General features: G+C 69.1%; 22 protein-coding genes. 17 read left to right on the plus strand and 5 right to left on the minus strand.

What is annotated here, in order from left to right:
• Positions 1-3: 3 nt before the first annotated feature.
• Genes ACOI2T_RS14915 through ACOI2T_RS14930 form a run of 4 tightly spaced genes read right to left on the minus strand, consistent with a single transcriptional unit; the run spans position 4 to position 4,206 of the window.
• Complete coding sequence (locus ACOI2T_RS14915) at positions 4-1,500, minus strand: precorrin-2 C(20)-methyltransferase (RefSeq protein WP_067852852.1); 1,497 nt, start codon at positions 1,498-1,500, stop codon at positions 4-6.
• Complete coding sequence (locus ACOI2T_RS14920; protein ID WP_085149698.1) at positions 1,497-2,123, minus strand: precorrin-8X methylmutase; 627 nt, start codon at positions 2,121-2,123, stop codon at positions 1,497-1,499. Before ACOI2T_RS14920 ends, ACOI2T_RS14915 begins: the two co-directional genes overlap by 4 nt.
• 9 nt (positions 2,124-2,132) lie before the next feature.
• Positions 2,133-3,251, minus strand: a complete 1,119-nt coding sequence (gene cobG, locus ACOI2T_RS14925) for a precorrin-3B synthase (RefSeq protein ID WP_409501783.1) — start codon at positions 3,249-3,251, stop codon at positions 2,133-2,135.
• 19 nt (positions 3,252-3,270) lie between these two features.
• Complete coding sequence (locus tag ACOI2T_RS14930) at positions 3,271-4,206, minus strand: TauD/TfdA dioxygenase family protein (RefSeq protein ID WP_067852846.1); 936 nt, start codon at positions 4,204-4,206, stop codon at positions 3,271-3,273.
• An 82-nt stretch (positions 4,207-4,288) separates the two neighbouring features.
• On the opposite strand from ACOI2T_RS14930, the gene ACOI2T_RS14935 reads away from it, so the two are divergent.
• The 11 genes from ACOI2T_RS14935 (at position 4,289) to ACOI2T_RS14985 (ending at position 17,545) form a co-directional block, all read left to right on the plus strand.
• On the plus strand, positions 4,289-5,218 hold the full coding sequence (locus tag ACOI2T_RS14935; RefSeq protein WP_409501784.1) for a DUF4129 domain-containing protein: 930 nt from the start codon (positions 4,289-4,291) through the stop codon (positions 5,216-5,218).
• Positions 5,215-5,706: a hypothetical protein gene (locus tag ACOI2T_RS14940; RefSeq protein ID WP_409501785.1), complete on the plus strand. Its 492-nt coding sequence runs from the start codon at positions 5,215-5,217 to the stop codon at positions 5,704-5,706. Before ACOI2T_RS14935 ends, ACOI2T_RS14940 begins: the two co-directional genes overlap by 4 nt.
• The gene (locus tag ACOI2T_RS14945) at positions 5,703-6,686 is read left to right on the plus strand and encodes an AAA family ATPase (protein WP_409501786.1); all 984 of its coding nucleotides are present in this window, start codon (positions 5,703-5,705) and stop codon (positions 6,684-6,686) included. The genes ACOI2T_RS14940 and ACOI2T_RS14945 overlap by 4 nt, the downstream gene beginning before the upstream one ends.
• A 7-nt stretch (positions 6,687-6,693) precedes the next feature.
• On the plus strand, positions 6,694-7,947 hold the full coding sequence (locus ACOI2T_RS14950) for a DUF58 domain-containing protein (RefSeq protein ID WP_409501787.1): 1,254 nt from the start codon (positions 6,694-6,696) through the stop codon (positions 7,945-7,947).
• Positions 7,948-7,949: 2 nt separating this feature from the next.
• Positions 7,950-8,426 carry a hypothetical protein gene (locus tag ACOI2T_RS14955; RefSeq protein WP_409501788.1) on the plus strand — a complete coding sequence of 159 codons (477 nt, stop codon included), beginning with the start codon at positions 7,950-7,952 and terminating at the stop codon, positions 8,424-8,426.
• A gap of 302 nt (positions 8,427-8,728) precedes the next feature.
• Positions 8,729-12,367, plus strand: coding sequence for a cobaltochelatase subunit CobN (gene cobN / locus ACOI2T_RS14960; RefSeq protein WP_409501789.1), 3,639 nt, complete (start codon positions 8,729-8,731; stop codon positions 12,365-12,367).
• A 20-nt stretch (positions 12,368-12,387) separates the two neighbouring features.
• On the plus strand, positions 12,388-12,768 hold the full coding sequence (locus ACOI2T_RS14965) for a PPOX class F420-dependent oxidoreductase (RefSeq protein WP_067852834.1): 381 nt from the start codon (positions 12,388-12,390) through the stop codon (positions 12,766-12,768).
• 65 nt (positions 12,769-12,833) lie between these two features.
• Positions 12,834-13,298 carry an FxsA family protein gene (locus ACOI2T_RS14970; protein ID WP_067852833.1) on the plus strand — a complete coding sequence of 155 codons (465 nt, stop codon included), beginning with the start codon at positions 12,834-12,836 and terminating at the stop codon, positions 13,296-13,298.
• 35 nt (positions 13,299-13,333) lie between these two features.
• The gene (locus tag ACOI2T_RS14975) at positions 13,334-14,926 is read left to right on the plus strand and encodes an amidohydrolase (protein WP_409501790.1); all 1,593 of its coding nucleotides are present in this window, start codon (positions 13,334-13,336) and stop codon (positions 14,924-14,926) included.
• Positions 14,919-16,802: an apolipoprotein N-acyltransferase gene (gene lnt / locus ACOI2T_RS14980; RefSeq protein WP_409501791.1), complete on the plus strand. Its 1,884-nt coding sequence runs from the start codon at positions 14,919-14,921 to the stop codon at positions 16,800-16,802. The genes ACOI2T_RS14975 and lnt overlap by 8 nt, the downstream gene beginning before the upstream one ends.
• Positions 16,799-17,545, plus strand: a complete 747-nt coding sequence (locus ACOI2T_RS14985) for a polyprenol monophosphomannose synthase (RefSeq protein ID WP_067852828.1) — start codon at positions 16,799-16,801, stop codon at positions 17,543-17,545. Before lnt ends, ACOI2T_RS14985 begins: the two co-directional genes overlap by 4 nt.
• A gap of 70 nt (positions 17,546-17,615) precedes the next feature.
• On the opposite strand, the gene rbpA is transcribed toward ACOI2T_RS14985, so the two are convergent.
• Entirely contained in the window at positions 17,616-17,954 is a 339-nt protein-coding gene (gene rbpA, locus ACOI2T_RS14990; protein WP_003880369.1) for an RNA polymerase-binding protein RbpA, read from the minus strand.
• 125 nt (positions 17,955-18,079) lie between these two features.
• Here rbpA and ACOI2T_RS14995 point away from each other — a divergent pair, with 125 nt between their 5' ends.
• From ACOI2T_RS14995 to ACOI2T_RS15020, 6 genes are all read left to right on the plus strand, one after another.
• Positions 18,080-18,421 (plus strand): hypothetical protein, encoded by a 342-nt coding sequence (locus ACOI2T_RS14995; protein ID WP_085149719.1) that lies wholly within the window; start codon positions 18,080-18,082, stop codon positions 18,419-18,421.
• Between the two features lie 60 nt (positions 18,422-18,481).
• Complete coding sequence (locus ACOI2T_RS15000; RefSeq protein ID WP_409501792.1) at positions 18,482-19,726, plus strand: alpha/beta hydrolase; 1,245 nt, start codon at positions 18,482-18,484, stop codon at positions 19,724-19,726.
• Between the two features lie 82 nt (positions 19,727-19,808).
• Entirely contained in the window at positions 19,809-20,516 is a 708-nt protein-coding gene (locus ACOI2T_RS15005) for a hypothetical protein (RefSeq protein WP_085149723.1), read from the plus strand.
• Between the two features lie 126 nt (positions 20,517-20,642).
• Positions 20,643-21,449 (plus strand): ABC transporter permease, encoded by an 807-nt coding sequence (locus ACOI2T_RS15010; RefSeq protein WP_409501793.1) that lies wholly within the window; start codon positions 20,643-20,645, stop codon positions 21,447-21,449.
• Positions 21,446-22,183, plus strand: coding sequence for an ABC transporter ATP-binding protein (locus ACOI2T_RS15015; RefSeq protein WP_409501794.1), 738 nt, complete (start codon positions 21,446-21,448; stop codon positions 22,181-22,183). Before ACOI2T_RS15010 ends, ACOI2T_RS15015 begins: the two co-directional genes overlap by 4 nt.
• A 16-nt stretch (positions 22,184-22,199) precedes the next feature.
• Entirely contained in the window at positions 22,200-23,222 is a 1,023-nt protein-coding gene (locus ACOI2T_RS15020) for an ABC transporter substrate-binding protein (RefSeq protein WP_409501795.1), read from the plus strand.
• Positions 23,223-23,229 lie beyond the last annotated feature (7 nt).

A 23,229-nucleotide genomic window follows, 5' to 3' on the forward strand; every position in this document is an offset into this window, starting at 1 on the left:
CAGTCAGTCCGGGTAGTTGCGCGGGGTGAAGACGCGTTCTTCGGTCTTGCCGTCGGCCGTGTCGCTGTACCACTGTGTCTGCGACGATCCGATGATCAGCAGGCAGCGCATGTCGACCTCGGCCGGGTCCAGTTCGGCGAGCCGGACCACGCGGACACTCTCGCCGGGGCCGGGCCGCGCGCCCGAAACGCTCCGTCCGATGATCACGGGCGTGCTCGGATCGCGATAGGTCAGCAACAGGTCACGCATCGCGCCGACCTGCCACGTGCGCGTCTTCGACGCCGGGTTGTAGATGGCGAGCACCAGGTCGGCCTTGGCGGCGGCGGTCAGTCGCTCGACGATCACATCCCACGGCTTGAGGCGGTCGGACAACGAGATCACCGCGTAGTCGTGGCCCAGGGGCGCGCCGGCGCGGCTCGCCACGGCTTGCGCCGCGGTCATCGCCGGGATCACGCGCACCTCGACGCCCGGCCACTGTTTGGCCTCCTCGAGCACCGCGGTGGCCATGGCGAACACACCCGGGTCGCCGGACGACACGACCGCGACCGCCCGACCCTGCTGAGCCAGCGTGCACGCGAGCCGTGCCCGCTCGGGCTCGTCGGTGTTGTCACTGGGGTGGTGGCGCTGACCCGGCCGGATGCCCACCCGGTCCAGGTAGGGGCCGTAGCCGATCAGGTCCGTCGCGGCCGCGAGCTCGCGCCGGCTCTGCGGCGTCATCCAGTCGTAGTCACCGGGTCCGAGCCCGACGACGACCACGCTGCCCTCGCTCGCGGGGCGGCGCTCGCCGCCCGGGATCATCGCGAGCGAGAAGTACGGCACCTTCGCGGCGTCGACCTCGCCCGCGGGTGCCACCCGCTCGCGCGGTGTGCTGGCCCGCTCGACGTAGTAGGCCTCGTCGAGCCGGCCGGTCGTCGAAAGCGCTTCGCGCACCTTGGTATAGGAGCGGCCGAGCTTGAGCACCACGGCGGCGTCGGTGTCGGCCAGCCGCCGTTTGAGCTCGTCCTCCGGAAGGGTGCCGGGCAGGATGGTCAGCACGTCGTCGCCTTGCACGAGCGGCGTGCCGGTGGCGGCGGACGCGGCGCTGACCGATGTCACGCCGGGCACGATCACGGCGTCGAATCGCTGCGTCAGCCGGGTGTGCATGTGCATGTACGAGCTGTAGAACAGCGGGTCGCCCTCGGCCAGCAACGCGACGTCGCGCCCGGCTTCGAGGTGTTCGGCGATCCGTTCGGCGGCCTCGGTGTAGAAATCCTCCATCGCCCCGGCATAGCCGCCGGGATGGTCGGTGGTCTCGGTGGTGACGGGGTAGACGAGGTGCTCCTCGAGCTGCCCGGGCCGCAGATAGCGTTCGGCGATGCTCCTGGCGATGCTGTGGCCGTGCCGGGCACTGTGGTAGGCCACGACATCGGCCTCGCCGATCAGCCGGGCGGCCTTGACCGTCACCAGTTCCGGATCGCCGGGTCCCAGGCCGACGCCGTAGAGCACTCCTCTTGAGGTCATTCCCGCTCACTCGCAATCGCATTGACGGCGGCCGCGGCCATGGCGCTGCCACCGCGCCTGCCGGTGACCACCAGGTAGGACATCCCGCGGGGCCGGTCGATCAGCTCCTGCTTGGACTGCGCCGACCCGACGAAGCCGACCGGTCCGCCGAGTACCGCCGCAGGCGTCGGCGCGCCGTCGTCGAGCAGTTCGAGCAGCCGGAACAGGGCCGTCGGAGCGTTGCCGATCGCGAGCACCGCGCCGTCGAGCCGGTCGGCCCACAGATCGACCGCGGCCGCCGACCGGGTGCTGCCGAGCCGCGCGGCGAGCTCGGGTGCGCGGCTGTCGGCCACGAGCGAGACCACCTCGTTGTCGGCGGGCAGCCGCGACCTGGTGATACCGGCCGCCACCATCGAGGAATCGCACAGGATCGGGGCGCCCGCGGCGAGCGCGGCATGCGTCCTGACCACGACGTCGTCGGTATAGGCGACGTGCTCGGTGACGTCGACCTGGCCGCAGGTGTGGATCAGGCGTACCACCACGCGCGACACGTCGGCGGGGAATCGCGACAGCTCCGCCTCGTCGCGGATCGTCGCGAACGACTGCCGGTAGATCTCGGCGGCATCGCGGATGTAGTCGAGCACCCGCTAACCCTACGGGGGCGGTTGACGCAGTCGGTATCCGTCCTCGGTGGCGATGAGGACCTCGCCGACGGGCGGGCTGCCGCAGGCCCGGTCGCAGCCGACGAAGTGCCGGTGTGTCGGTGAAGGGGTGGCCGTGGCCGCGGCCGCGTCCGACCGCACGTCGGCGGCCGACTTCGCGCAACCCGGGCTGCCGGTGCAGGCGCTGACGTCCAGCCACGGCGAGTTCTCGTCGAACACGAGCCCCATCGGGGCCAGCACCCGCAACGCGACGTCGGCGGTGCCCTCGTCCAGGTCGAACACCAGAACCGAACGCCACGGGGTGATGGCCATCGGCGCCTCGATGGCCGCCAGGAACTGCGCCTCGCGCGCGCCGAGCAGGCCTAGGGGTAATCCGGCGCCCAGTGCGATCCTGCCGTCGTGCTGTTCGATCCAGCCGACCGGCGGTTTGACGGTCGGCGGCCACCGGGTGCCGGCGGGCGCACTCGCGGTCAAGCCCGCGAGCAAGTCCGATGTGTCGTCGAGTTCGGTTGTCCGCCAGGCTTTCCCGCGCGTCACGACAAATCGCCGCGCCACGTCGACCAGTGTCGGTACGACATCGGCGACCTCCAGCCGTACCCCGGTGTCGGTGCCGGCGAGCAACAGGGCGGCGGTGTCGCCGTCGAGCACGTGCGCGCCGACATCGGCCCCCGATCCGGACACGTCACCGCGGCCGTCGTCGAGGCTGAACCAGAACCGGCCGGGCAGCTCGGCGAGCGCCGGTTCGGCCTGGATGGCGAGGTCGAGCCCGGCGGCCAGGCCCCTGACGTCAGCGAGGCCGCCGGACCGGCCCGACAGCGGTGAGGCCACGATGTTGCGCACCCGCTCATGGGTCGGTGACGGCAACAACCCGGCCCCGGTCAGCGCACCGGCGACGGCGGCGGTGTCGGTGAGGCCCCGAAGCTGGATGTTGCCGCGCGACGTGAGTTCCATTGCGGGGGAGCCGTACTCGGTGGCCACCTCGGCGAGCGTCGCGAGTTGGGCCGCGGTGATCGCGCCGCCGGCCAGCCGGATACGCACCAGGGCGCCATCGGCGGCCTGATGCACGGTCAGCGCGCCGGGGCAGGCGTCGTGGTCACGGGTCCGAGCCATACCGGACCCATTCTAAGGATCAGCCGGCGAGCGCGACCGGGGCGACCACGTTCGAGTACGCCGACGCGTCGCCGCTGACGACGCGGCTGCGCTCGCCGTGGATGTCGACCGGGACGTCGCCGGCGAGCGTGACGCGGTTGAGCCTGCGGTACTGGTCGTCGTAGTCGGCCACCGCGTAGTGCTGGGTCGCGCGGTTGTCCCAGATCGCGAGATCACCCGGCCGCCAGCTCCACCGAACCGTGTTCTCCAGCTTGGTGATCCGGTCCTGCAACAAGCGGAACAGCGCCGCCGACTCGGTCGAACCGAGCCCGACGAACTTCTTCACGAAGTGGCCGAGCAGCAGGACACGCCTGCCGGTCTCCGGATGCACGCGCACCACGGGATGCTCGGTTTCGTAATAGTCGGAGACGAACTGGTCGCGATATGCGCGCTCGGTCTCGCTGGGGTTGTCGCCGTGCGGCGACGGGAATTGGGCGGCGTAGTCGTACAGGTTGGTGTGGGTGGCCCACAGATTCTCGACCAGCGCCCGCAGCGGTGCGGGCAGCTGATCGTAGGCCGCCTCGGTCGAGGCCCACGTCGTGGTGCCGCCGTAGTCCGGCAGCGCCACCGCGCGCAGGAGGGACGCCTTGGGGATCCGGTCGACGAACGTGACGTCGGTGTGCCAGCTGTTGGCCTTGTCGTAGCGGGAGTCGATGGGAAGCACCTGCTCTCCGCGCGACAGCGTGGGATGTGCGGTGGTGGGCGTGCCGAGAAGGTGCGCGAATGCGAGTTGCCCATCGTCGTCGAGGTGGTGCTGATCGGGGAAGAACAGCACCTTGTGCTCGAGCAGCGCGGCGTTGACGGCGTCGACGGTCGAGGCGTCCAGATCGCCGCCGAGGCGCACACCCTCGACGCGGGCGCCGATGTGCGCACCGAGTTTGGTGATGGTCAGGCTGGTTGCGCGGGTTTCACTCACTCGATCATTGCGTCATCCGCGCGCGGTCGGGTAAAGCATTTCGCTGGCCACGATCGAAAACCGTGCGACGATTGTCCAGGCAATGCCCGGCATCGATAAGGCGGCAGGGCGCGTGGCCACAGTGCTCGCGCTTGTAGTCGTGGCTGCCATCGCGTTGCGCGGTTATGTGCCGGGCGGGCAGCGTGCGCCCGCCGAGGCCCGGACCGATTCGCCGGCCGGGCTCGTGGCGTTGATCGCCCTGCTGGCGGTCGCGCTCGCGGGGTTCGCGTTCGCCGTGATCGCCGCACCCCGCAAACTCGACCGCCCAGTCGGTGATGAGGGCTTCGGACGCCTGGAATTGCGCGGGCTGCAGGTCCGGCTGCGCTGGCGGTGGGCGCTTGTCGCGTTGGCGGCGCTGTTGTGGTGGCTGCTGGTGCTCGTACTGATCACCCGCCTGGCCGAACCCGATGAGCCGGCGCCGTCGTCGTCACCGCCGGCTTCTGCGCCGCCGGGGTCGCCCCCGCAGCAACCGCCCGACCCCGTCGGCGGCGGGGACAGCGCGCTGAGGTATCTGGCTGTGGCGTCCGTGATCCTGTTGCTGATCGTGGCGTTCGGCACCGTCGTGCAGGCCAGACGGCGTGCGCGCCCGGGGACCTGGTTCGACGACGGCGAGCACATCGCGTCACCGCCGAGCCCTGGCGGGCCCGAAACTCTCGCGCGCGCAGCCGAACTCGGCCTGGCCGAGATCGCAGATCTCAGCCGCGACCCGCGCACCGCGATCATCGCGTGCTACGCCGCGATGGAGCACGGGTTGGCGCAGGCACCGGGTGCGGTACCGCAGGATTCCGACACCCCGTCGGAGGTGCTGGCGCGCGCGGTCAACCACCACGCGTTGTCCGCCGACAGCGCAACCGAACTCGTCGAGTTGTTCACCGAGGCCAGGTTCAGCCCGCACGTGATGACCGAGGCCCACCGCGACGCCGCGGTGGCGGCGCTGCACCGGGTACTTGCCGATTTACGGAGCCTGGCGTGAAAAGAACTGTGGTGGCGGGCTTTCTGCTGGTGATCCTGGTCGAGGCCTGGTCGGTTGCGCTACCCGATCGGAGCCTGGTGGGCTGGGCGGCCGGTGCGGCACTGGCAATCCTGTTGCTCGCGATGCGCTGGTCGCTGCGCTCCGACGACGAGGCAGACGATCGATGGTCGTCCTCCGACGATGCCGCGGAGTTGCTCGCGCAGTGGCGGGCCGAGACCGAAACGTTGATCCGGCGGGCCGATTCCACGCGGCTGCAATGGGACCGGCATCTGCGGCCGCGACTGGCCAGGGAGTTCGCCGCGGCAACCGGGCACCGCCAGGCCGGCGATCCCGCGGCGTTCCACGCGACCGGCCGGATGCTGTTCGGAGAACAGTTGTGGCAGTGGGTGGATCCGAACAACGTCGCCTCCTCGGCAGGCCGCGCCGACGAGCCCGGTCCGGGGCGCGCGGTTCTCGGCGAGATCCTCGAACGATTGGAGCGGCTATGACCGGCCCGGTGCCCGTATCCGCGCAGGAGTCGGCGGCTGCGACCGCACATGCCGTGCTCGACGAGATCGAACGTGTCGTGGTGGGCAAGCGCGAGGCACTGACGCTGATCCTCACCGCGCTGCTGGCCCGCGGGCACGTGCTCATCGAAGATCTTCCCGGGCTGGGGAAGACGCTCATCGCGCGGTCGTTCGCCGCCGCGCTCGGGCTCAAGTTCACGCGCGTGCAGTTCACCCCGGATCTGTTGCCCGCGGATCTGCTCGGCTCGACGGTCTACGACATGCAGTCCGGCCGTTTCGAATTCCGGCCGGGCCCGATCTTCACCAACCTGTTGATGGCCGACGAGATCAACCGGACGCCGCCCAAGACCCAGGCCGCGCTCCTGGAGGCGATGGCCGAGGGGCAGGTCAGCATCGACGGCCAAACACACCGACTGCCAGCCCCTTTCATCGTGCTGGCCACGGACAACCCGATCGAGTACGAAGGTACCTATCCGTTGCCGGAGGCCCAGCTCGACCGGTTCTCGATACGCCTTGAGCTCAAATATCTCTCGACCGCCGACGAGACCGCGATGCTGCGGCGCCGGCTTGACCGCGGGTCGGCCGAGGTCAACGTGCACCAGGTGATCGACGGCCCGCAGTTCCTCGCGATGCGCGAAGCGGTGGAACAGGTGAGCGTGCACGACGACGTACTGCACTACGTCGTGGCCCTGGCCGCGTCGAGCCGGCATCATCCGCAGGTCGCGGTCGGTGCCAGTCCGCGTGCCGAACTGGACCTCGTCCAGTTGGCGCGGGCCCGCGCGTTGCTGCTCGGCCGCGACTACGTCATCCCCGAAGACGTCAAGACGCTCGCGGTCCCGGCGATCGCACACCGCATCAGCCTGCGCCCGGAGATGTGGGTGCGCAGCATCCACGGCTCGGACGTGATGAACGAACTACTGCGCAGGCTTCCGGTGCCTCGTACCCATCCCGGGCCGGCCTGATCCGGCCATGTCCGAGGTCCGTCGCGTGGAAGCCGTACCGCACTGGCGCGCGGCACCACTGGCCAAGGCCATCGCCACCGCGTCCGCGTTGGTGCTGGTGGCCGCGGTAGCCGGATCACGTTGGCAGTTGGTGGTTTTCGCGGCTCCGCTGCTCGGCGTGCTGTGTTCGGTCCACTGGCAGCGGCCGGCGGGCCGGGTCGAGGTGTGCGGCGAGCCCGCCGCGGTGCGGTGTTTCGAGAACGAGACTGTCCCGGTGTCGGTGCGCGTCGCGGCCGCTCCCGGTACCGGTTGTGTGCTCACGGTCCAGCCGAGCCGGGGCATGACTGTCGACGTCGGTGCGGCGACGAGTGACCGAGCCACGGTTGCGGCCGGGGCGACGCGGTGGGGCCGATATCCGGTGCGGGCACGTGTCGAGGTGATCCCGCCCGGCGGGCTGATGGTCGGGGAAGCGACCGTCGAGGCCGCCGAGTTGTACGTGTTCCCGCTTGCCGCGCCGCAGGGCACCCCGATCCCGCGGGCTGAACTGCCCGATCGGCTCGGCACCCACCTGACCCGGCACACCGGGCCCGGCGTCGAGTACGCCGACGTGCGGCCCTATGTGCCGGGTGACCATCTGCGCACCGTCAACTGGCCCGTGAGCGCGCGGCGGGGACGGTTGCATGTCACCGAACGGCTCACCGACCGCGGGGCCGACGTCGTCGTGCTGATCGACACGCACGACCAGGCGCCCGGACCGGCAACGCAGGCCACCGAACGTACGGCGCGCGGCGCGGCCCAGGTGGTGCAGAGCGCGCTGCGCAACGGCGATCGCGCGGGAATCGTCGCGCTGGGCGGTCGCCGGCCGCGCTGGCTCGGCCTCGACATCGGGCGCAGGCAGTTCTACCGCGTGCTCGACGCCGTGCTCGGCGTCGGCAGCGGGTTCGAAACCACGACCGGCACGTTGGCCCCGCGCGCGGCAGTGCCACCCGGTGCGATCGTCGTAGCCTTCTCGACGCTGCTGAGCACGGAATTCGCGCTGGCGTTGATCGAACTGTCCAAGCGCGGTCACCACGTCGTCGCGGTCGACGTGCTGGAGGGGGCGCCGTTCGACGGCGAACTGGATCCGCTGATCGCGCGGATGTGGGCGCTGCAGCGGTCGGCGATGTACCGCGACATGAGCACGATCGGCGTCGACGTCGTGCACTGGCGAAGCGACGGCCCGTTGCAGGACGCGATGCGCCTGATACCCGACCGGCACCGGCACGTGCACCGGCGGTTGTGACGATGTCGGCGCAACCGGCCCCGCGTGCGTTCTCGACGGTGTTCGGGTTGCTCATGGCTGCCGCCACGGCGGCTCCGGCGGACGGTCCGGCGTTGGTGGCAGCGGCGGTCGCCGCGGTGGGCGTTCTTGTCGCATTGCTGCTGCGGCCCGTCGCGACGGCTGCCGTCGTCGCGGCCGCGTCCGCACTCGCGCTGTCCGAACCCGAGCCGGTGTTCGCGGCCCTCGCGGGTCTTTCGGCAGTGGCGTATCTCGTGATCAGGTACGCGGTCGGCACCCCGGAGGTGGTGACGACGACGCGCCCCACGATGCTCACCGCCATCGGGTTCACCGTGCTGGCGCTGGCGGCCGCCGCGTTGCCTGTGACGGTGCCGTGGGTGCCGTTGCTCGCCCCACTGGTGGCGGGTGTCGTGTACCTGCTGGCGCTGCGCCCGTTCATCGGTGAGCAGCGCTGGACCGCGGCCAACTACCGTCAGATGTGACATCCGTCACAGAACTGGAAAGCTGTTCCGTCCCTTACAGATCGACGATTTTCGGCGGCTTTGGGCGTACGTTTGCGGCAAGTACCCGGGACCACCGGTACCGCAAGTTGAAACCGGTTCTAGAAAGGAGCGACCATGCTTGCCTTTGGCGTCTTCGTCGCGTTCGTACTGGTGCTCGTGGCCGCCACGGGCCGGCCGTACCGGCAGTCGTGGCACGACCGCTTCGGCGAAATCCAGCGCTGACACCGTCGCGTACCGCACCGACTGCACCACTGCCGCAGCCGGTGCGGTACGAATGGTGAGTGTCTGACCCACTTGATCCGGCTGATCCGACCACGTCCGCTGCTCCTACCGTCCTGCTGCTGTCGACGTCGGACACCGATCTGATCACTGCCCGCGCCAGCGGCGCGGAGTACCGGTGGGCCAATCCGTCGAGGCTGGTCGGCGGCGAGCTGGAGGAGTTGCTCGCCGGTGCCGACGTCGCCGTCGTGCGGATCCTCGGCGGCTACCGAGCCTGGCAGGACGGCATCGACACGGTCGTGGCCAGTGGCGTGCCGGCCGTCGTCGTCAGCGGCGAACAATCACCCGACGCCGACCTGATGGGCCGTTCGACCGCGCCGCAGGGTGCGGCCCTGCAAACCCACATCTATCTCGCCCAGGGCGGCGTCGAGAATCTGCGCAACCTGCACGCGTTCCTGTCCGACACGTTGCTCATGACCGGCTTCGGCTTCGCGCCGCCGGTCAGCACGCCGAACTGGGGCGTGCTGGAACGGGCGAACACCGCCGCCGACGGCCCAACCGTCGCGGTGCTGTTCTACCGCGCCCAGCAGCTGGCCGGAAACACCGGCTATGTCGACGCGCTGTGCGACGCCATCGAGAACGCCGGCGGGCGCCCGCTCCCGATCTTCTGCGCGTCGCTGCGGACCGCCGAACCTGAACTACTCGAATTGCTCGGCACCGCAGACGCTTTGATCACCACAGTGCTGGCCGCGGGTGGGTCGACCCCGGCCACGGTGGGCGCCGGGGGAGCCGACGACTCGTGGAACGTGGCCCACCTCGCGGCGCTGGACGTTCCGATTCTGCAAGGGCTGTGCCTGACCAGTTCCCGTGAACAGTGGTCGGGTAACGACGACGGCCTGACCCCGCTCGACGTCGCGACCCAGGTCGCGGTGCCCGAGTTCGACGGCCGCATCATCACCGTCCCGTTCTCCTTCAAGGAGATCGACGACGAGGGCCTGATCTCCTACGTGCCCGACCAGGAACGCTGCGCACGGGTGGCCGGACTGGCCGTGCGGCATGCCCGGCTGCGATCCGTCCCGGCCGCCGAAAAGCACGTCGCCCTGGTGTTTTCGGCGTACCCCACCAAACACGCCCGCATCGGCAACGCGGTCGGCCTCGACACCCCGGCGAGCGCGCTCGCGCTGCTGCGCGCGATGCGGGAGGCCGGATACGACCTGGGCGAGGCCGACGACATCCCCGGTCTGGAGTCCGGCGATGGTGATGCCCTGATGCACGCACTCATCGAGCGCGGCGGCCAGGACCCGGATTGGTTGACCGATGGCCAACTCGCCGGAAACCCGATCCGCGTGTCCGCCAAGGATTACCGCGCGTGGTTTGCGACGCTGCCCGCCGAACTGGCCGACGCGATCGTCGAGCACTGGGGTCCACCGCCGGGTGAGCTGTTCGTCGACCGCAGCCGTGACCCCGACGGCGAGATCGTCATCGCGGCGATGCGGGCCGGCAACGTCGTGATCGTGGTCCAACCGCCGCGCGGTTTCGGCGAGAACCCGGTGGCCATCTACCACGACCCGGATCTGCCGCCCAGCCATCACTACCTGGCCGCCTACCGTTGGCTAGACGGGCAATTCGGCGACTCGTACGCCCACTTCAAAGCAGACGCCGTCGTGCACCTCGGCAAGCACGGCAACCTGGAGTGGTTGCCCGGCAAGACCCTTGGCATGAGCGCGGCCTGCGGTACCGACGCCGCGCTCGGCGACCTGCCGTTGATCTACCCGTTCCTGGTCAACGATCCGGGCGAGGGCACGCAGGCCAAGCGGCGTGCCCACGCGACGCTCGTCGACCATCTGATCCCGCCGATGGCGCGGGCCGAGACCTACGGCGACATCGCACGTCTGGAACAGCTTCTCGACGAGCACGCCAACGTCTCCGCGCTCGACCCCGGCAAGCTGCCTGCGATCCGTCAGCAGATCTGGACGCTCATGCGGGCCGCGAAGATGGACCACGACCTGGGGCTTGAGGACCGTCCCGACGAGGATTCGTTCGACGACATGCTGCTGCACGTCGACGGCTGGCTGTGCGAGATCAAGGATGTGCAGATCCGCGACGGCCTTCATGTACTCGGCCAGAAACCCACCGGCGAAGGGGAACTCGACCTCGTGCTGGCCATCCTGCGGGCCCGGCAGCTGTTCGGCGGTGAACAGACGGTGCCGGGCCTGCGGCAGGCGCTGGGCCTGACCGAGGACGGTTCCGACGATCGCGCCGCGGTCGACGCGGCCGAGGCCGGGGCCCGTGAGCTGGTCGCCGCCCTGCAGGAAAGCGGTTGGGACCCAGGCGCTGTCGACCGGCTGACGGACAACCCCGAGGTCGCGCGCATCCTGCGGTTCGCCGCGACCGAAGTCGTCCCGCGGCTGGCCGGAACCGAACGCGAGATCGACCAGGTGTTGCGGGCGCTCGACGGTCGCTTCATCGCGTCCGGGCCGTCGGGCTCACCACTGCGCGGCCTGGTCAACGTGCTGCCCACCGGCCGCAACTTCTACTCGGTTGACCCCAAGGCCGTGCCATCGCGGCTCGCCTGGGAAACCGGTGTCGCCATGGCGGATTCGCTCCTCGAGCGCTACCGCACCGATCACGGCCGCTGGCCGCAGTCGGTCGGGCTTTCGGTGTGGGGGACATCGGCCATGCGCACCGCGGGCGACGACATCGCCGAAGTGCTTGCCCTGCTGGGCGTTCGGCCGGTGTGGGACGACGCGTCGCGGCGCGTCGTCAACCTCGAGCCCATCGAGCTCGCCGAGCTCGGCCGGCCCCGCATCGACGTCACGGTGCGTATCTCCGGGTTCTTCCGCGACGCGTTCCCGCATGTCGTGACGATGCTCGACGACGCGGTCAAGCTCGTGGCCGGTCTCGACGAGCCCGCCGCCGACAACTACGTCCGCGCGCACGCCCAAGCCGACCTGGCCGAGCACGGCGACGAAAGGCGCGCCACCACACGCATTTTCGGTTCGAAGCCCGGCACGTACGGGGCCGGGCTGTTGCAGCTGATCGACAGCCGCAACTGGCGCGACGACGCCGACCTCGCCCAGGTCTACACCGCATGGGGTGGCTTCGCGTACGGGCGGGGACTCGACGGTGCACCGGCCGCCGACGACATGAACCGCGCCTACCGCCGAATTGCCGTGGCGGCCAAGAACACCGACACGCGCGAACACGACATCGCCGATTCCGACGACTATTTCCAGTACCACGGCGGCATGGTCGCCACGGTGCGCGCGCTGACCGGCAAAGCGCCCGCGGCCTACATCGGCGACAACACCCGCCCCGACGCGGTGCGCACGCGCACGCTGTCGGAGGAGACCAACCGGGTGTTTCGGGCGCGCGTCGTCAATCCCCGCTGGATCAACGCGATGCGCCGCCACGGCTACAAGGGCGCGTTCGAGATGGCCGCGACCGTCGACTACCTGTTCGGTTACGACGCCACGGCCCACGTGATGGCCGACTGGATGTACGAGCGGCTGTCGGCCGAATACGTGCTCGACGACGAGAACCGCAAGTTCATGGCCGAATCCAATCCGTGGGCGCTGCACGGCATGGCCGAGCGCCTGCTGGAGGCCGCGGGCCGTGGCATGTGGGCACACCCCGAACAGGCCACGCTCGACGGGCTGCGACAGGTGTTGCTGGAAACCGAAGGCGAGCTCGAAGGGTGAGCCCACGCTAAGTTCGTGGCATGGCCCTCACCTTCGCCGATGTCGCGGGATCCGAATACATCCTGCTCACCACGTTCACCAAGGACGGCCGCGAGAAGCCGACGCCGATCTGGGCCGCCCCGGACGGCGACGGCCTGATCGTGATCACGCAGGAAAAGTCCTGGAAGGTCAAGCGGATCCGCAACACCCCGCGCGTCACGATCGCCAAGTGCGACATGCGCGGCAATCCCAAGAGCGAGCCGGTGGAAGCGGTCGCGGCGGTCAACGCGGTCCGCACGGCCGACGCCTACCGCGCCATCGGCAGCCGCTACGGGCTGCTCGGCAAGACGTTCAACTTCTTCTCCAAGCTGCGCGGCGGCATGAAGAACAACGTGGCGCTCGAAATCCGGGCCGTGGCGTAACGCACGCCGCCATCGACATCTGAGCGCGGGCGGAACCCTGGACGTCGCTCGTCCGTTGTCACTGCATGCTGATGCGGTACTTCTTGCTCTACGTGATCGTGGAGATGGCGGTGATCGTCGCGCTCGCGGCCACCATCGGCGTCGGCTGGACATTGTTGGCCCTCGTGGGCGCGTTCGTCGTCGGGCTGGCGCTGGCCGGCTCGCAGCTGCGCAAGCAGCTCGCCACGCTGCGCCGCGGCACGACCAACCCCGGTGCCCAGGTCACCGACAGCGCCCTGGTGGCGCTCGGCACCGTTCTGGTGTTCGTCCCCGGCCTGGTGACCACGGCAGTGGGCCTGCTCATGCTCGTCCCGCTCACCCGCTCGGCGGTGCGTCCCTTGGCGGCGGGCCTGGCCGCGCGGGGCGTCGCGCGGCACGTCACGTTCATCACCCCGCGCCGCGACTACATCGACGGCGAGGTCATCGACGTCCACGATGCACCCGGCACCTGGACGCCAACCCGTCCGGCGATCAGGCCCCAGCCCGAATAACGAGCCGTCACCGGCCGCCAAGTACGTTCTTGAGCGTGACGACGCTGCTGCTCAACGGGCACATCCACAGCCCGAGCCATCCCGACGCGACCGCCATGGCGGTGCGCGACGGTGTGATCGCGTGGCTCGGCAGCGATGACGTCGGCCGCGCACAATTCCCTGGCGCCGACATCGTCGACCTCGACGGCGGTTTCGTGGCACCGGCGTTCGTCGACAGTCACGTCCACGTCACCGCCACCGGGCTGAACCTCCGCGGCCTCGATCTGCGGACGGCCACCTCGCTACAACACTGTCTGCGGTTGATCGGCGACCACGCCGCGAAGCATCCGGACGGACCGCTGTGGGGCCACGGGTGGGACGAATCCGGCTGGCCCGAGCGCACCCCGCCGACCACCGATGACCTCGACGCGGTGCTGGGCGACCGGCCCGCCTACCTGGCCAGGGTCGACGTCCACTCGGCGGTCGCAACATCGGCGCTGCGTCGGCTGGTCCCCGAACTGGCCGCAGCTGAGGGCTATTCGCCGCAGCAGCCGCTGCGCGCCGACGCCCACCACCTGGTCCGCGCCGCGGCCCGGGACCGCCTGACCACACGGCAACGCCACGAGGCGCGTGTCGCGGCGCTCGACCATGCGGCCGCGCTCGGGATCGTCGCCGTGCACGAATGCGCCGGGCCACAGATCGGCGGCCTCGTCGACTGGCAGGAACTGCGCGAGCTCGACCACGGCGTCGAGGTGATCGGCTACTGGGGTGAACCCGCACACGACGCCGAGCACGCCAGGGCGCTCATCGCCGAGACCGCCGCCACCGGGCTGGCCGGCGATCTGTTCGTCGACGGCGCACTGGGTTCGCGGACGGCCTGGCTGCACGCCCCGTACCACGATGCCCCCGACACGTGCGGCAACCGCTACCTCGACGCCGAAACCATCGCGGCGCACGTGCACGCCTGCACCGAGGCCGGCATCCCGGCCGGGTTCCACGTCATCGGTGACGCGGCCGTGACGGCCGTCGTCGATGCCGTGGCGACCGTCGTCGACCGGCTCGGGGCACCGGCCGTCGCGCGGTGCGGCCACCGGCTGGAGCACCTTGAGATGGTCAGTCCGGAGCAGGCCCGCCAACTCGGGACGTGGGGTGTCGCGGCGAGTATGCAACCCAACTTCGACGCCTTGTGGGGTGGTCGCGACGGCATGTATGCGCAGCGTCTCGGCCCTGATCGAGTCGATCGGCTCAACCCGCTCGCGCTGTTAGCATCCGAAGGCGTGCCCCTCGCCTTCGGCTCCGATACCCCGGTCACCAGCATGAACCCCTGGGAGACGATTCGGGCCGCGATCGAGCACCGCACCCCGTCGAGTGCGGTGTCGGCCCGCGCCGCGTTCGCCGCCGCCACCCGCGGCGGGTGGCGCGCGGGCGGCGTGCGTGACGGCGTCACCGGGACACTGGTGGCCGGTGCGGCCGCCAGCTTTGCTGTGTGGGACGCCGACGATCTCGAGGTCAGCGCACCCGCTAACGCCGCGCAGCGCTGGTCCACCGACCCGCGCTCCCGCGTCCCGGCACTGCCGCGACTGGCTGCCGGCGTGGCGCTGCCCCGTTGTCGTCAAACGGTCCGCCGAGGTGTCACCATCCATGGCTAGCGACCGGCCGAGGCATTCGGGCAGCCGGTTCGACCGGCTCCGGGAGGGGCCCAACGAGGTCACCGAGGTGATACCGGCGATCGGCGACGACGAACCCGTCGACGACGAACTTGCCGACGACTTCGACCACGATTCATTGCCCGACGCCCTCGACACAGACCTCGACACGGATCTCGACGCGGACGTCGACAAGGACCAGAAGGCCAAGCGATCTGCGTGGGCCCGCCGGTTCGGCCGCGCGGTGGCGGACCGATGGCCGCAACTGAGCGCGACGATCGGCGGCGGCCTTGCGCTGTGGGCGAGTTTCCCGCCCGTGGGCTGGTGGTTCGCCGCGTTCGTCGGATTCGGCCTACTGGCCTGGGTTCTCACCCTCCGGTCGACCACCCGCGCGGGTGGGTTCGGGTACGGACTGTTGTTCGGCCTGGCGTTCTACGTGCCGCTGCTGCCGTGGATCAGCGGTCTGGTCGGGGCGGTGCCGTGGCTGGCGCTGGCCACGGCGCAGGCCCTGTTCTGCGGTTTGTTCGGTGTGCTCGCTGTCGTGATCAGACAGCTGCCGGGTTGGCCCGTGTGGTTCGCCGCGCTGTGGGCCGCCCAGGAATGGCTCAAGTCGACTGTGCCGTTCGGCGGATTCCCGTGGGGTGTGGTCGGATTCGGGCAGACCGACGGTCCGTTACTGCCCATCGCACGCCTGGGTGGCGCGCCACTGCTGTCGTTCGCCGTCGCGCTGGCCGGGTTCAGCCTGACTGTGGTGGCGCTCGAGATCGTGCGGTGGTGGCATCACGGACACAAGCCCGGGGTGCCCGCCCCCGCTGTTCTGCTGCCCGGCGTGTCGGTCGCCGTGGTGCTCCTGTCGACCGCTCTGCTGTGGCCGGGTGTGCGCCACTCCGGCATGGGCGCAGGCGACGATCCGTCCGTCACGGTGGCCGCGGTGCAGGGCAACGTGCCGCGGCTCGGACTCGATTTCAACGCACAGCGGCGTGCCGTGCTCGACAACCACGTCAAAGAGACGATGCGGCTGGCCGACGACGTCCGGGCCGGCCGTGCCGCACAACCGATGTTCGTCGTGTGGCCCGAGAACTCCTCCGACATCGATCCGCTCGCCAATGCCGACGCCTCCGCGCAAATCACGGCGGCGGCCGAGGCGATCGACGCGCCGATCCTCGTCGGCGGTGTGGTCAAGGCGCCGGGCTACACCCCGGACAATCCGGTCGCCAACAACACCGTGATCGTGTGGAACCCCACCGACGGCCCCGGTGAGCGACACGACAAGCAGATCGTGCAACCGTTCGGCGAGTACCTGCCGTGGCGCGGGTTCTTCCGGCACCTGTCGTCCTACGCCGACCGGGCCGGCTACTTCATCCCGGGGAACGGCACCGGCGTCGTGCATGCGGCCGGAGTCCCGATCGGGGTCACGACGTGCTGGGAGGTCATCTTCGACCGGGCGGCACGGGAGTCGGTCCTCAACGGTGCCCAGGTGTTGGCGGTGCCCACCAACAACGCCACGTTCGACGAGGCCATGAGTTCCCAGCAACTGGCGTTCGGCAAACTGCGCGCCGTCGAGCACAACCGCTACGTCGTCGTTGCCGGCACCACCGGGATCAGCGCCGTGATCGCCCCGGACGGCCGTGAGCTGGCCCGCACCGAGTGGTTCCGGCCCGCGTACCTCGACAGCCAGATCCGCCTCAAGTCCGACCTGACGCCTGCGACGCAGTGGGGTCCGATCGTGCAGGCGGTGCTGGTCATCGCGGGTTTCGGTGCAGTCCTCTGGGTAGCTGGCACCGCGTTGTTCACGGCGATGATGCACAATGGAAGGTTCGTGCCAAAAAGTTTTCGGCGCCGGGCGGCAAACGCCGGCGATGATGAAGGAGCAACATGAGCCCGAGTCAGCGCACTCTGGTGATCATCCCCACCTACAACGAGCGGGAGAATCTGCCGCTGATCGTCGGGCGCGTACACCACGCCTGCCCTGAGGTTCACATCCTGGTCGTCGACGACGGCAGCCCGGACGGCACCGGCAAGCTCGCCGACGAGCTGGCACTCGCCGACCCCGATCGCGTCCACGTCATGCACCGCACCAGCAAGGCCGGGCTCGGCGCGGCCTATCTGGCCGGGTTCGAGTGGGGCCTGGGTCGCGGCTACTCGGTGCTGGTCGAGATGGACGCCGACGGCAGTCACGCGCCGGAGGAGCTCAGCCGGCTGCTCGACGCCGTCGATGCGGGCGCCGACCTGGCCATCGGATCGCGGTACGTCCCCGGCGGCACCGTGCGCAACTGGCCGTGGCGGCGCCTGGCGCTGTCCAAGACCGCCAACACCTACTCCCGGTTCCTGCTCGGCGTCGACATCCACGACATCACCGCCGGATATCGCGCATACCGGCGCGAGGTGCTGGAGAAGATCGACCTGTCGGCGGTGGACTCCAAGGGCTACTGCTTCCAGATCGACCTCACGTGGCGCGCGATCAACAACGGTTTCACCGTCGTAGAGGTCCCGATCACGTTCACCGAGCGCGAGCTAGGCGTGTCGAAGATGAGCGGATCCAACATCCGCGAGGCGATGTTCAAGGTCGCCGAGTGGGGCATCCGCGGCCGCCTCGACCGCGCCCGCGGTGTCGTCCGCTAGCGCACACCTGCCCAGACGCAAAAAGAACCGCGAGCGTACACACGCTCGCGGTTCTTTCTGTCTACGTCGTTCAGCTACCGCGACGCTTGGTCTTGATCAGGTCGAGACGCTCCTTGAGCAATTCTTCGAGTTCCTCGACCGAACGACGCTCCAGCAGCATGTCCCAGTGGGTGCGCGGCGGCTTGACCTTCTTCGGCTCCGGCACGTCACCCTCGATCAGAGTGCCCTCCAGGCCGTTGCGGCACAGCCAGGTACCTGGGATCTCTGCGTCGTCGGCGAACGGAACGTCGAACTCTTCACCGTTCTCGGTGCGGTAGCGCGCGACCTGACGCGGCGCCAGGTCATGGTTGCGGTCGGTCTCGTAGCTCACGGCTCCGAGGCGACTGCCTCTCAGGACACGATCAGCCATCGTCAAACACTCCTCATCACGCGATTTGGCCCGGATAACACAACGCACAACGGCGTTGCCAAGTTCCCGACTCGACCGTCCATGATACGCCGGATGCGGCAAGGGTCCGTCTACAGTCAGGACACATGGCCACCGGGAACAGCAGACGCCACCGTCCGCAGCCGTGTCGGTGGTGCGGGCGCGAAGTCTCCGACGCTCAGATGGGACGCCGCCGCCAGTACTGCCGACAGTCCTGCCGGCAGCGCGCCTACGAACAACGCGCAATGGTCAAGGGCACGTCGCTCGCGCCGGATTCGGTGGTGCTGAGTGCCGACGAGGCATCGCAACTGTCGGATCGGGTGTATCAGGTCCGCTGTGCGGCCGAGGATCTCGCGACGGCGGTCGACGAGGGCGCCGGGGCCGACGAACTCCGCCAGCTGTGCGATGCGTTGATGCAGGCGGCCAAGGCCGCTGACGGCTGGCGATAGGTCTGATCTGCGCGGGGTCTGATCTGCTCCTCACATGCGCGGGGCCCTACGATTGCGTCGGTGGCCGCCACATCCGATCCTGAACGCACCGAATCGCCCCGCACCTGGCGATTCGACGACTTCGTCCTCGACACCGGGCGCTATGAGTTGCGCCGTGACGACGAGGTGATCCGGGTCGAGCCCCAGGTGTTCGACGTGCTCACCCAACTGATCAGTCATCACGATCGATTCGTCAGCAAAGAGGAACTGTTCGACTCGGTGTGGGGTGGGCGATTCGTCGGCGAAGCGGCTTTGACGAGCCGCATCAAGGCGGCGCGCCGCGCGCTTGGCGACGACGGGGAATCGCAGCGCTACATCCGTACCGTCCGCGGCCGGGGCTATCAGTTCGTCGGCACCATCGCCGCACCGCTGGACCAGCCCGCGCCGCAACCCGTCGCGCCGCAACCGATCAACCCGGAGCCGCCGCCGCGCCAGCACATCGCGTTCTGTCGGGCCGCCGACGGGGTCCGGCTCGCGTACGCCGTCGCGGGGGAGGGCCCGCCGCTCGTGCGCGCGGCGAACTGGATGACCCATCTCGGCTACGACATCGAAAGCCCGGTGTGGAGCCATTGGGTGCGCGATCTGTCCCGCAACCACACGTTCATTCGCTACGACGAACGCGGCTGCGGCTTGTCGGACTGGGAAGCCACCGACTTCTCCTTCGAGGACTGGGTCGCCGATCTGGAGTCGGTCGTCGAGGCGCTGGGGCTGGAACGCTTTCCGTTGCTGGGTGTCTCGCAAGGCGGTGCGGTCGCGGTGGCGTACGCGGCGCGGCACCCGGAGCGGGTCAGCCGGCTGGTGCTGTGCGGTGCGTACGCGCGGGGGCGCGCCGTACGTGCCGTCGGCGATGAGGAAAAACGGGCCGCCGCACTGGATCTCGACTTGGCGCGCGTCGGCTGGGGACGTGACGATCCGGCGTTCCGGCAGGTGTTCGCCGCGCAGTTCCTACCGGACGGCACCCGCGCCGACTGGGCGGCGTTCGACCAGCTGCAGCGGCGCACCACCTCGCCCGAGAACGCGGTGCGGTTCCTGGAGGAGTTCGCCCGCATCGATGTGCGTGACGCGGCGAGCGAAGTCCGTTGCCCGACACTGATCATGCACTCCCGCGACGACCATCGGGTGCCGATGCAGTTCGGCGAGGAACTGGCCAGTCTGATCGACGACTCCAGGTTGGTCGCCCTGGCGAGCAACAACCACCTGCTGACGGCCACCGAACCGGCCTGGCCGGTGTTCTGCGCGGAGGTCGAGGCATTCCTCGCGGGCTGACGGCTGTGGTTCGCCTCGGTTCTCCATGCAATCTCCATGCATTCTTCATGTGCGTAACGGCGTCGCCATACATGCTGGTGACATGAGAAAACACCTGCGCAACCTCCTTGTGGGCGTCAGTGCGATCATCGCCCTCGGCGCCATCCCCGCCTGCTCCGGTGGATCGTCGACCGAGGCCGAAACGTCTGGATCGGCGGCTCCGACCACCACCTCGGCCGCCGCCCCGCTTCCGGCCTCCGTCCGCTACATGGCCGACATGGAGTCCGAAGGCAAGAAGATGACCATCGGCATCTCCGTCGACGGCAACAACGTCACCGCCTACGCGTGCAACGGCGTCGACGACGAGGCCTGGTTCTTCGGAAACCAGACCGACGGCAACATCGACATCACCTCGAAGTTCCGCGACACCCTCAAAGCGGACTTCACCGCCACCGACGCCACGGGCGACCTGACGATGAACGGCGTGAACTACAAGTTCACCGCGGCGGCGGTGGCCGATCCGGCCGGTATGTACACCGCCGACTACGAGGGCGTGCGCGCGTCGTGGGTCGTGCGTCCCGACGGCTCTGCGGTCGGCGTGCAGTTCAACGGCGGCATCAGCGGTCGTGACTTCGAACAGGCCGAGCTCCAACAGCTCAACGCCCAGCAGTTCCAGTCCCAGGTGCGCAACAAGCGCAAGCTCCAGCAGGCCCAGCAGCTGGTGCGGCTGCAGAACGGAACGTTCACCTCGAAGATCAACGGCCACGACGTGGTCGCCTCGCTCGTGACCGGGAACACGCGCTTCGGCTGAGCGGCGTTGCCGCACCGATCAATCCCCGCCGGAACACATCCGGCGGGGATTTTCGTGTATCCGGTTTCGCTCAGTCCGATTTCAACTCTTACCCGTGACGGGCGGGGTACGTAACGTCGAATCACCGTGACCAGTCCCACCGAATTGGCCGCCCCTGCGGCGACCGTCGCCAATCGCCGGTCGAGCGAACGTAAATGGGGCGTCATCCGGCTGATCTCACCCGTTGTTCTGCTTGCGCTGTGGCAGTTGGGCAGTGCGGTCGGAGTGATATCGCAGGACGTCCTGCCGGCCCCGTCGTTGATCCTCGAGGCCGGGATCGAACTAATCCGCAACGGTCAGCTCGCCGACGCGCTGCAGGTGTCCGGGATCCGCGTGATCGTCGGCCTGCTGCTGGGCGGAGTGGTCGGCGTCGCACTGGGAACCGCTGTGGGGCTGTCGCGTTGGCTGGAGGCCACGGTCGATCCGCCGATGCAGATGATCCGGGCGCTGCCACACCTCGGCCTGATCCCGTTGTTCATCCTGTGGTTCGGTATCGGCGAGCTGCCGAAAGTGCTGCTGGTCGCGTTGGGCGTGAGCTTCCCGCTGTACCTGAACACCTTCTCGGCGATACGTCAGGTCGACCCGAAACTGTTCGAAACCGCTCAGGTGCTGGGCTTTTCGTTCTGGCAGCGGTTCCGGACCATCATCGTGCCGAGTGCGGCACCCCAGGTGCTGGTCGGGTTCCGGCAGTCACTCGCGATCGCCTGGCTCACCCTGATCGTGGCCGAACAGATCAACGCCGACAAGGGAATCGGCTTCCTGATCAACAACGCCCGCGACTTTCTGCGCATCGACATCATCATCTTCGGGCTGATCGTCTACGCGCTGTTGGGTATCGGCACCGATGCCATTGTCCGCATGCTGGAACGTCGAGCCCTGAGGTATCGCACATGACCGTGATTTCGGACCGAACGACCAAGGTGGCCGGTGAACTGCGCGGCGTGAACAAATGGTACGGCGAACATCACGTGCTCAGCGACGTGTCGGTGCGCATCGGCGGCGGTGAGATCGTCGCATTGATCGGACGGAGTGGATCCGGCAAGTCGACGGTCCTGCGCGTGCTGGCGGGGTTGTCCACCGACCACACGGGGGAGCGGGTGGTGTCGGGTGCGCCGGCGTTGGCGTTCCAGGAACCGAGGCTTTTCCCATGGCGCGACGTCCGCACCAACGTGGCCTACGGCCTGACCCGCAGCCGGATCTCGCGCGGTCAGGCGTTGGCCCGGGCCGAGCGGGCGCTGGCCGACGTGGGCTTGGCCGATCGCGCCGACGCCTGGCCGTTGACCTTGTCCGGCGGACAGGCACAACGGGTTTCGCTGGCGCGGGCCCTGGTGGCCGAGCCCGAGCTGCTTCTGCTCGACGAGCCGTTCGGCGCGCTCGACGCGCTGACCCGGCTGAGCATGCGCAAGCTGCTGCTCGACCTGTGGCGCGAGCACGGCTTCGGCGTGTTGCTGGTCACCCACGACGTCGACGAGGCGGTTGCGCTGGCCGACCGGGTTCTGGTGTTGGAGGCGGGCCGGGTGGTGCACACGCTCGACATCACCGATTCCCGGCGATCGCCGGGCGATCCATCCGCCAACACCGAACGCTACCGGGCCGAGCTGCTAGACAGCCTCGGCGTCGCGCTCTGACGTGAGGAGAACGCGTATGTCCGCATCCACCCGTAGATTCGCGGCACTGCTGCTTGTCGCCGGATTGCTCACGGGTTGTGTGTCCCGGCAAGATAATTCGGCTCCTCAGCAGGCTCCCGCGACGGTGCCGCTCTCAGAGCTCGCGGGGGTGACGCTGCAGATCGGCGACCAGAAGGGCGGCACCGAAGCGTTGCTGCGCGCCGCGGGCGCGCTGGACGATCTGCCGTACAAGGTGGCGTTCTCGACGTTCACCTCGGGCCCACCACAGATCGAGGCGGCCACGGCGGGCAAGATCGACTTCGCGATCACCGGCAACACTCCACCGATTTTCGGTGCGGCGTCGAACGCCAAGGTCAAGGTGGTATCGGCATACGACGGCGGCGGGTTCGGCGACCAGATCGTCGTCCACGCCGACTCGCCGATCCAGACCGTCGCCGATCTCCGCGGCAAGAGCATCGCGATCGCGAAAGGCAGTTCGGCTCACGGTCATACCCTCGTTCAGCTGAGCCGTGCCGGGCTCAGCCCGGCCGACGTGAAGCTGGTGTTCCTGCAACCCGCCGATGCGTTGTCGGCCTTCACGCAGCGCCGGGTCGACGTCTGGGCCGTGTGGGATCCCTACACCGCCCAGGCCGAGAAGGAGCTTCCGGTGCGCAGCATCGCGCGCGCGACGGGCGTCACCAACGGCGCCGGATTCGGCGTCGCGTCCGATGCGGCGCTGGCCGATCCGAAACGCAACACCGCGCTGGCCGATCTGCTGGTGCGTTACGCGAAGGCGGTCCGATGGGCCAACGACCATCGCGACCAGTGGGTGTCGCGCTACGCCGCCGAGGTCGGGCTCGACCCCGCGGTGGCGACCGTTGCGCAGGGCCGCAGCCTGCGGTTGCCGACCGATCTCTCCGATCAGCTGATCGCGTCCGAACAGGAAATGGCCGACCTGTTCGCCCAATCGGGCCAGATCGCCGCCGCACCCGACTTCGCCAACTGGGTCGACCGCCGCTTCGCCGATCAGCTGCGGCCCCTGTACCTCAACCGCAACTAGGAAGGGG

The organism is Mycolicibacterium wolinskyi str. Jessa 2025, from assembly GCF_049241375.1.
In the GTDB taxonomy this organism is placed as follows: domain Bacteria; phylum Actinomycetota; class Actinomycetes; order Mycobacteriales; family Mycobacteriaceae; genus Mycobacterium; species Mycobacterium wolinskyi.

Bases quoted from the DNA above. Each gene is read 5' to 3' on its own strand.
- ACOI2T_RS14915 (WP_067852852.1), bottom strand. From the start codon at position 1,500: ATGACCTCAAGAGGAGTGCTCTACGGCGTCGGCCTGGGACCCGGCGAT.
- cobG (WP_409501783.1), bottom strand. From the start codon at position 3,251: ATGGCTCGGACCCGTGACCACGACGCCTGCCCCGGCGCGCTGACCGTG.
- ACOI2T_RS14935 (WP_409501784.1), top strand. From the start codon at position 4,289: ATGCCCGGCATCGATAAGGCGGCAGGGCGCGTGGCCACAGTGCTCGCG.
- ACOI2T_RS14945 (WP_409501786.1), top strand. From the start codon at position 5,703: ATGACCGGCCCGGTGCCCGTATCCGCGCAGGAGTCGGCGGCTGCGACC.
- ACOI2T_RS14950 (WP_409501787.1), top strand. From the start codon at position 6,694: ATGTCCGAGGTCCGTCGCGTGGAAGCCGTACCGCACTGGCGCGCGGCA.
- ACOI2T_RS14955 (WP_409501788.1), top strand. From the start codon at position 7,950: ATGTCGGCGCAACCGGCCCCGCGTGCGTTCTCGACGGTGTTCGGGTTG.
- ACOI2T_RS14965 (WP_067852834.1), top strand. From the start codon at position 12,388: ATGGCCCTCACCTTCGCCGATGTCGCGGGATCCGAATACATCCTGCTC.
- ACOI2T_RS14970 (WP_067852833.1), top strand. From the start codon at position 12,834: ATGCTGATGCGGTACTTCTTGCTCTACGTGATCGTGGAGATGGCGGTG.
- lnt (WP_409501791.1), top strand. From the start codon at position 14,919: ATGGCTAGCGACCGGCCGAGGCATTCGGGCAGCCGGTTCGACCGGCTC.
- ACOI2T_RS14985 (WP_067852828.1), top strand. From the start codon at position 16,799: ATGAGCCCGAGTCAGCGCACTCTGGTGATCATCCCCACCTACAACGAG.
- rbpA (WP_003880369.1), bottom strand. From the start codon at position 17,954: ATGGCTGATCGTGTCCTGAGAGGCAGTCGCCTCGGAGCCGTGAGCTAC.
- ACOI2T_RS14995 (WP_085149719.1), top strand. From the start codon at position 18,080: ATGGCCACCGGGAACAGCAGACGCCACCGTCCGCAGCCGTGTCGGTGG.
- ACOI2T_RS15005 (WP_085149723.1), top strand. From the start codon at position 19,809: ATGAGAAAACACCTGCGCAACCTCCTTGTGGGCGTCAGTGCGATCATC.
- ACOI2T_RS15015 (WP_409501794.1), top strand. From the start codon at position 21,446: ATGACCGTGATTTCGGACCGAACGACCAAGGTGGCCGGTGAACTGCGC.
- ACOI2T_RS15020 (WP_409501795.1), top strand. From the start codon at position 22,200: ATGTCCGCATCCACCCGTAGATTCGCGGCACTGCTGCTTGTCGCCGGA.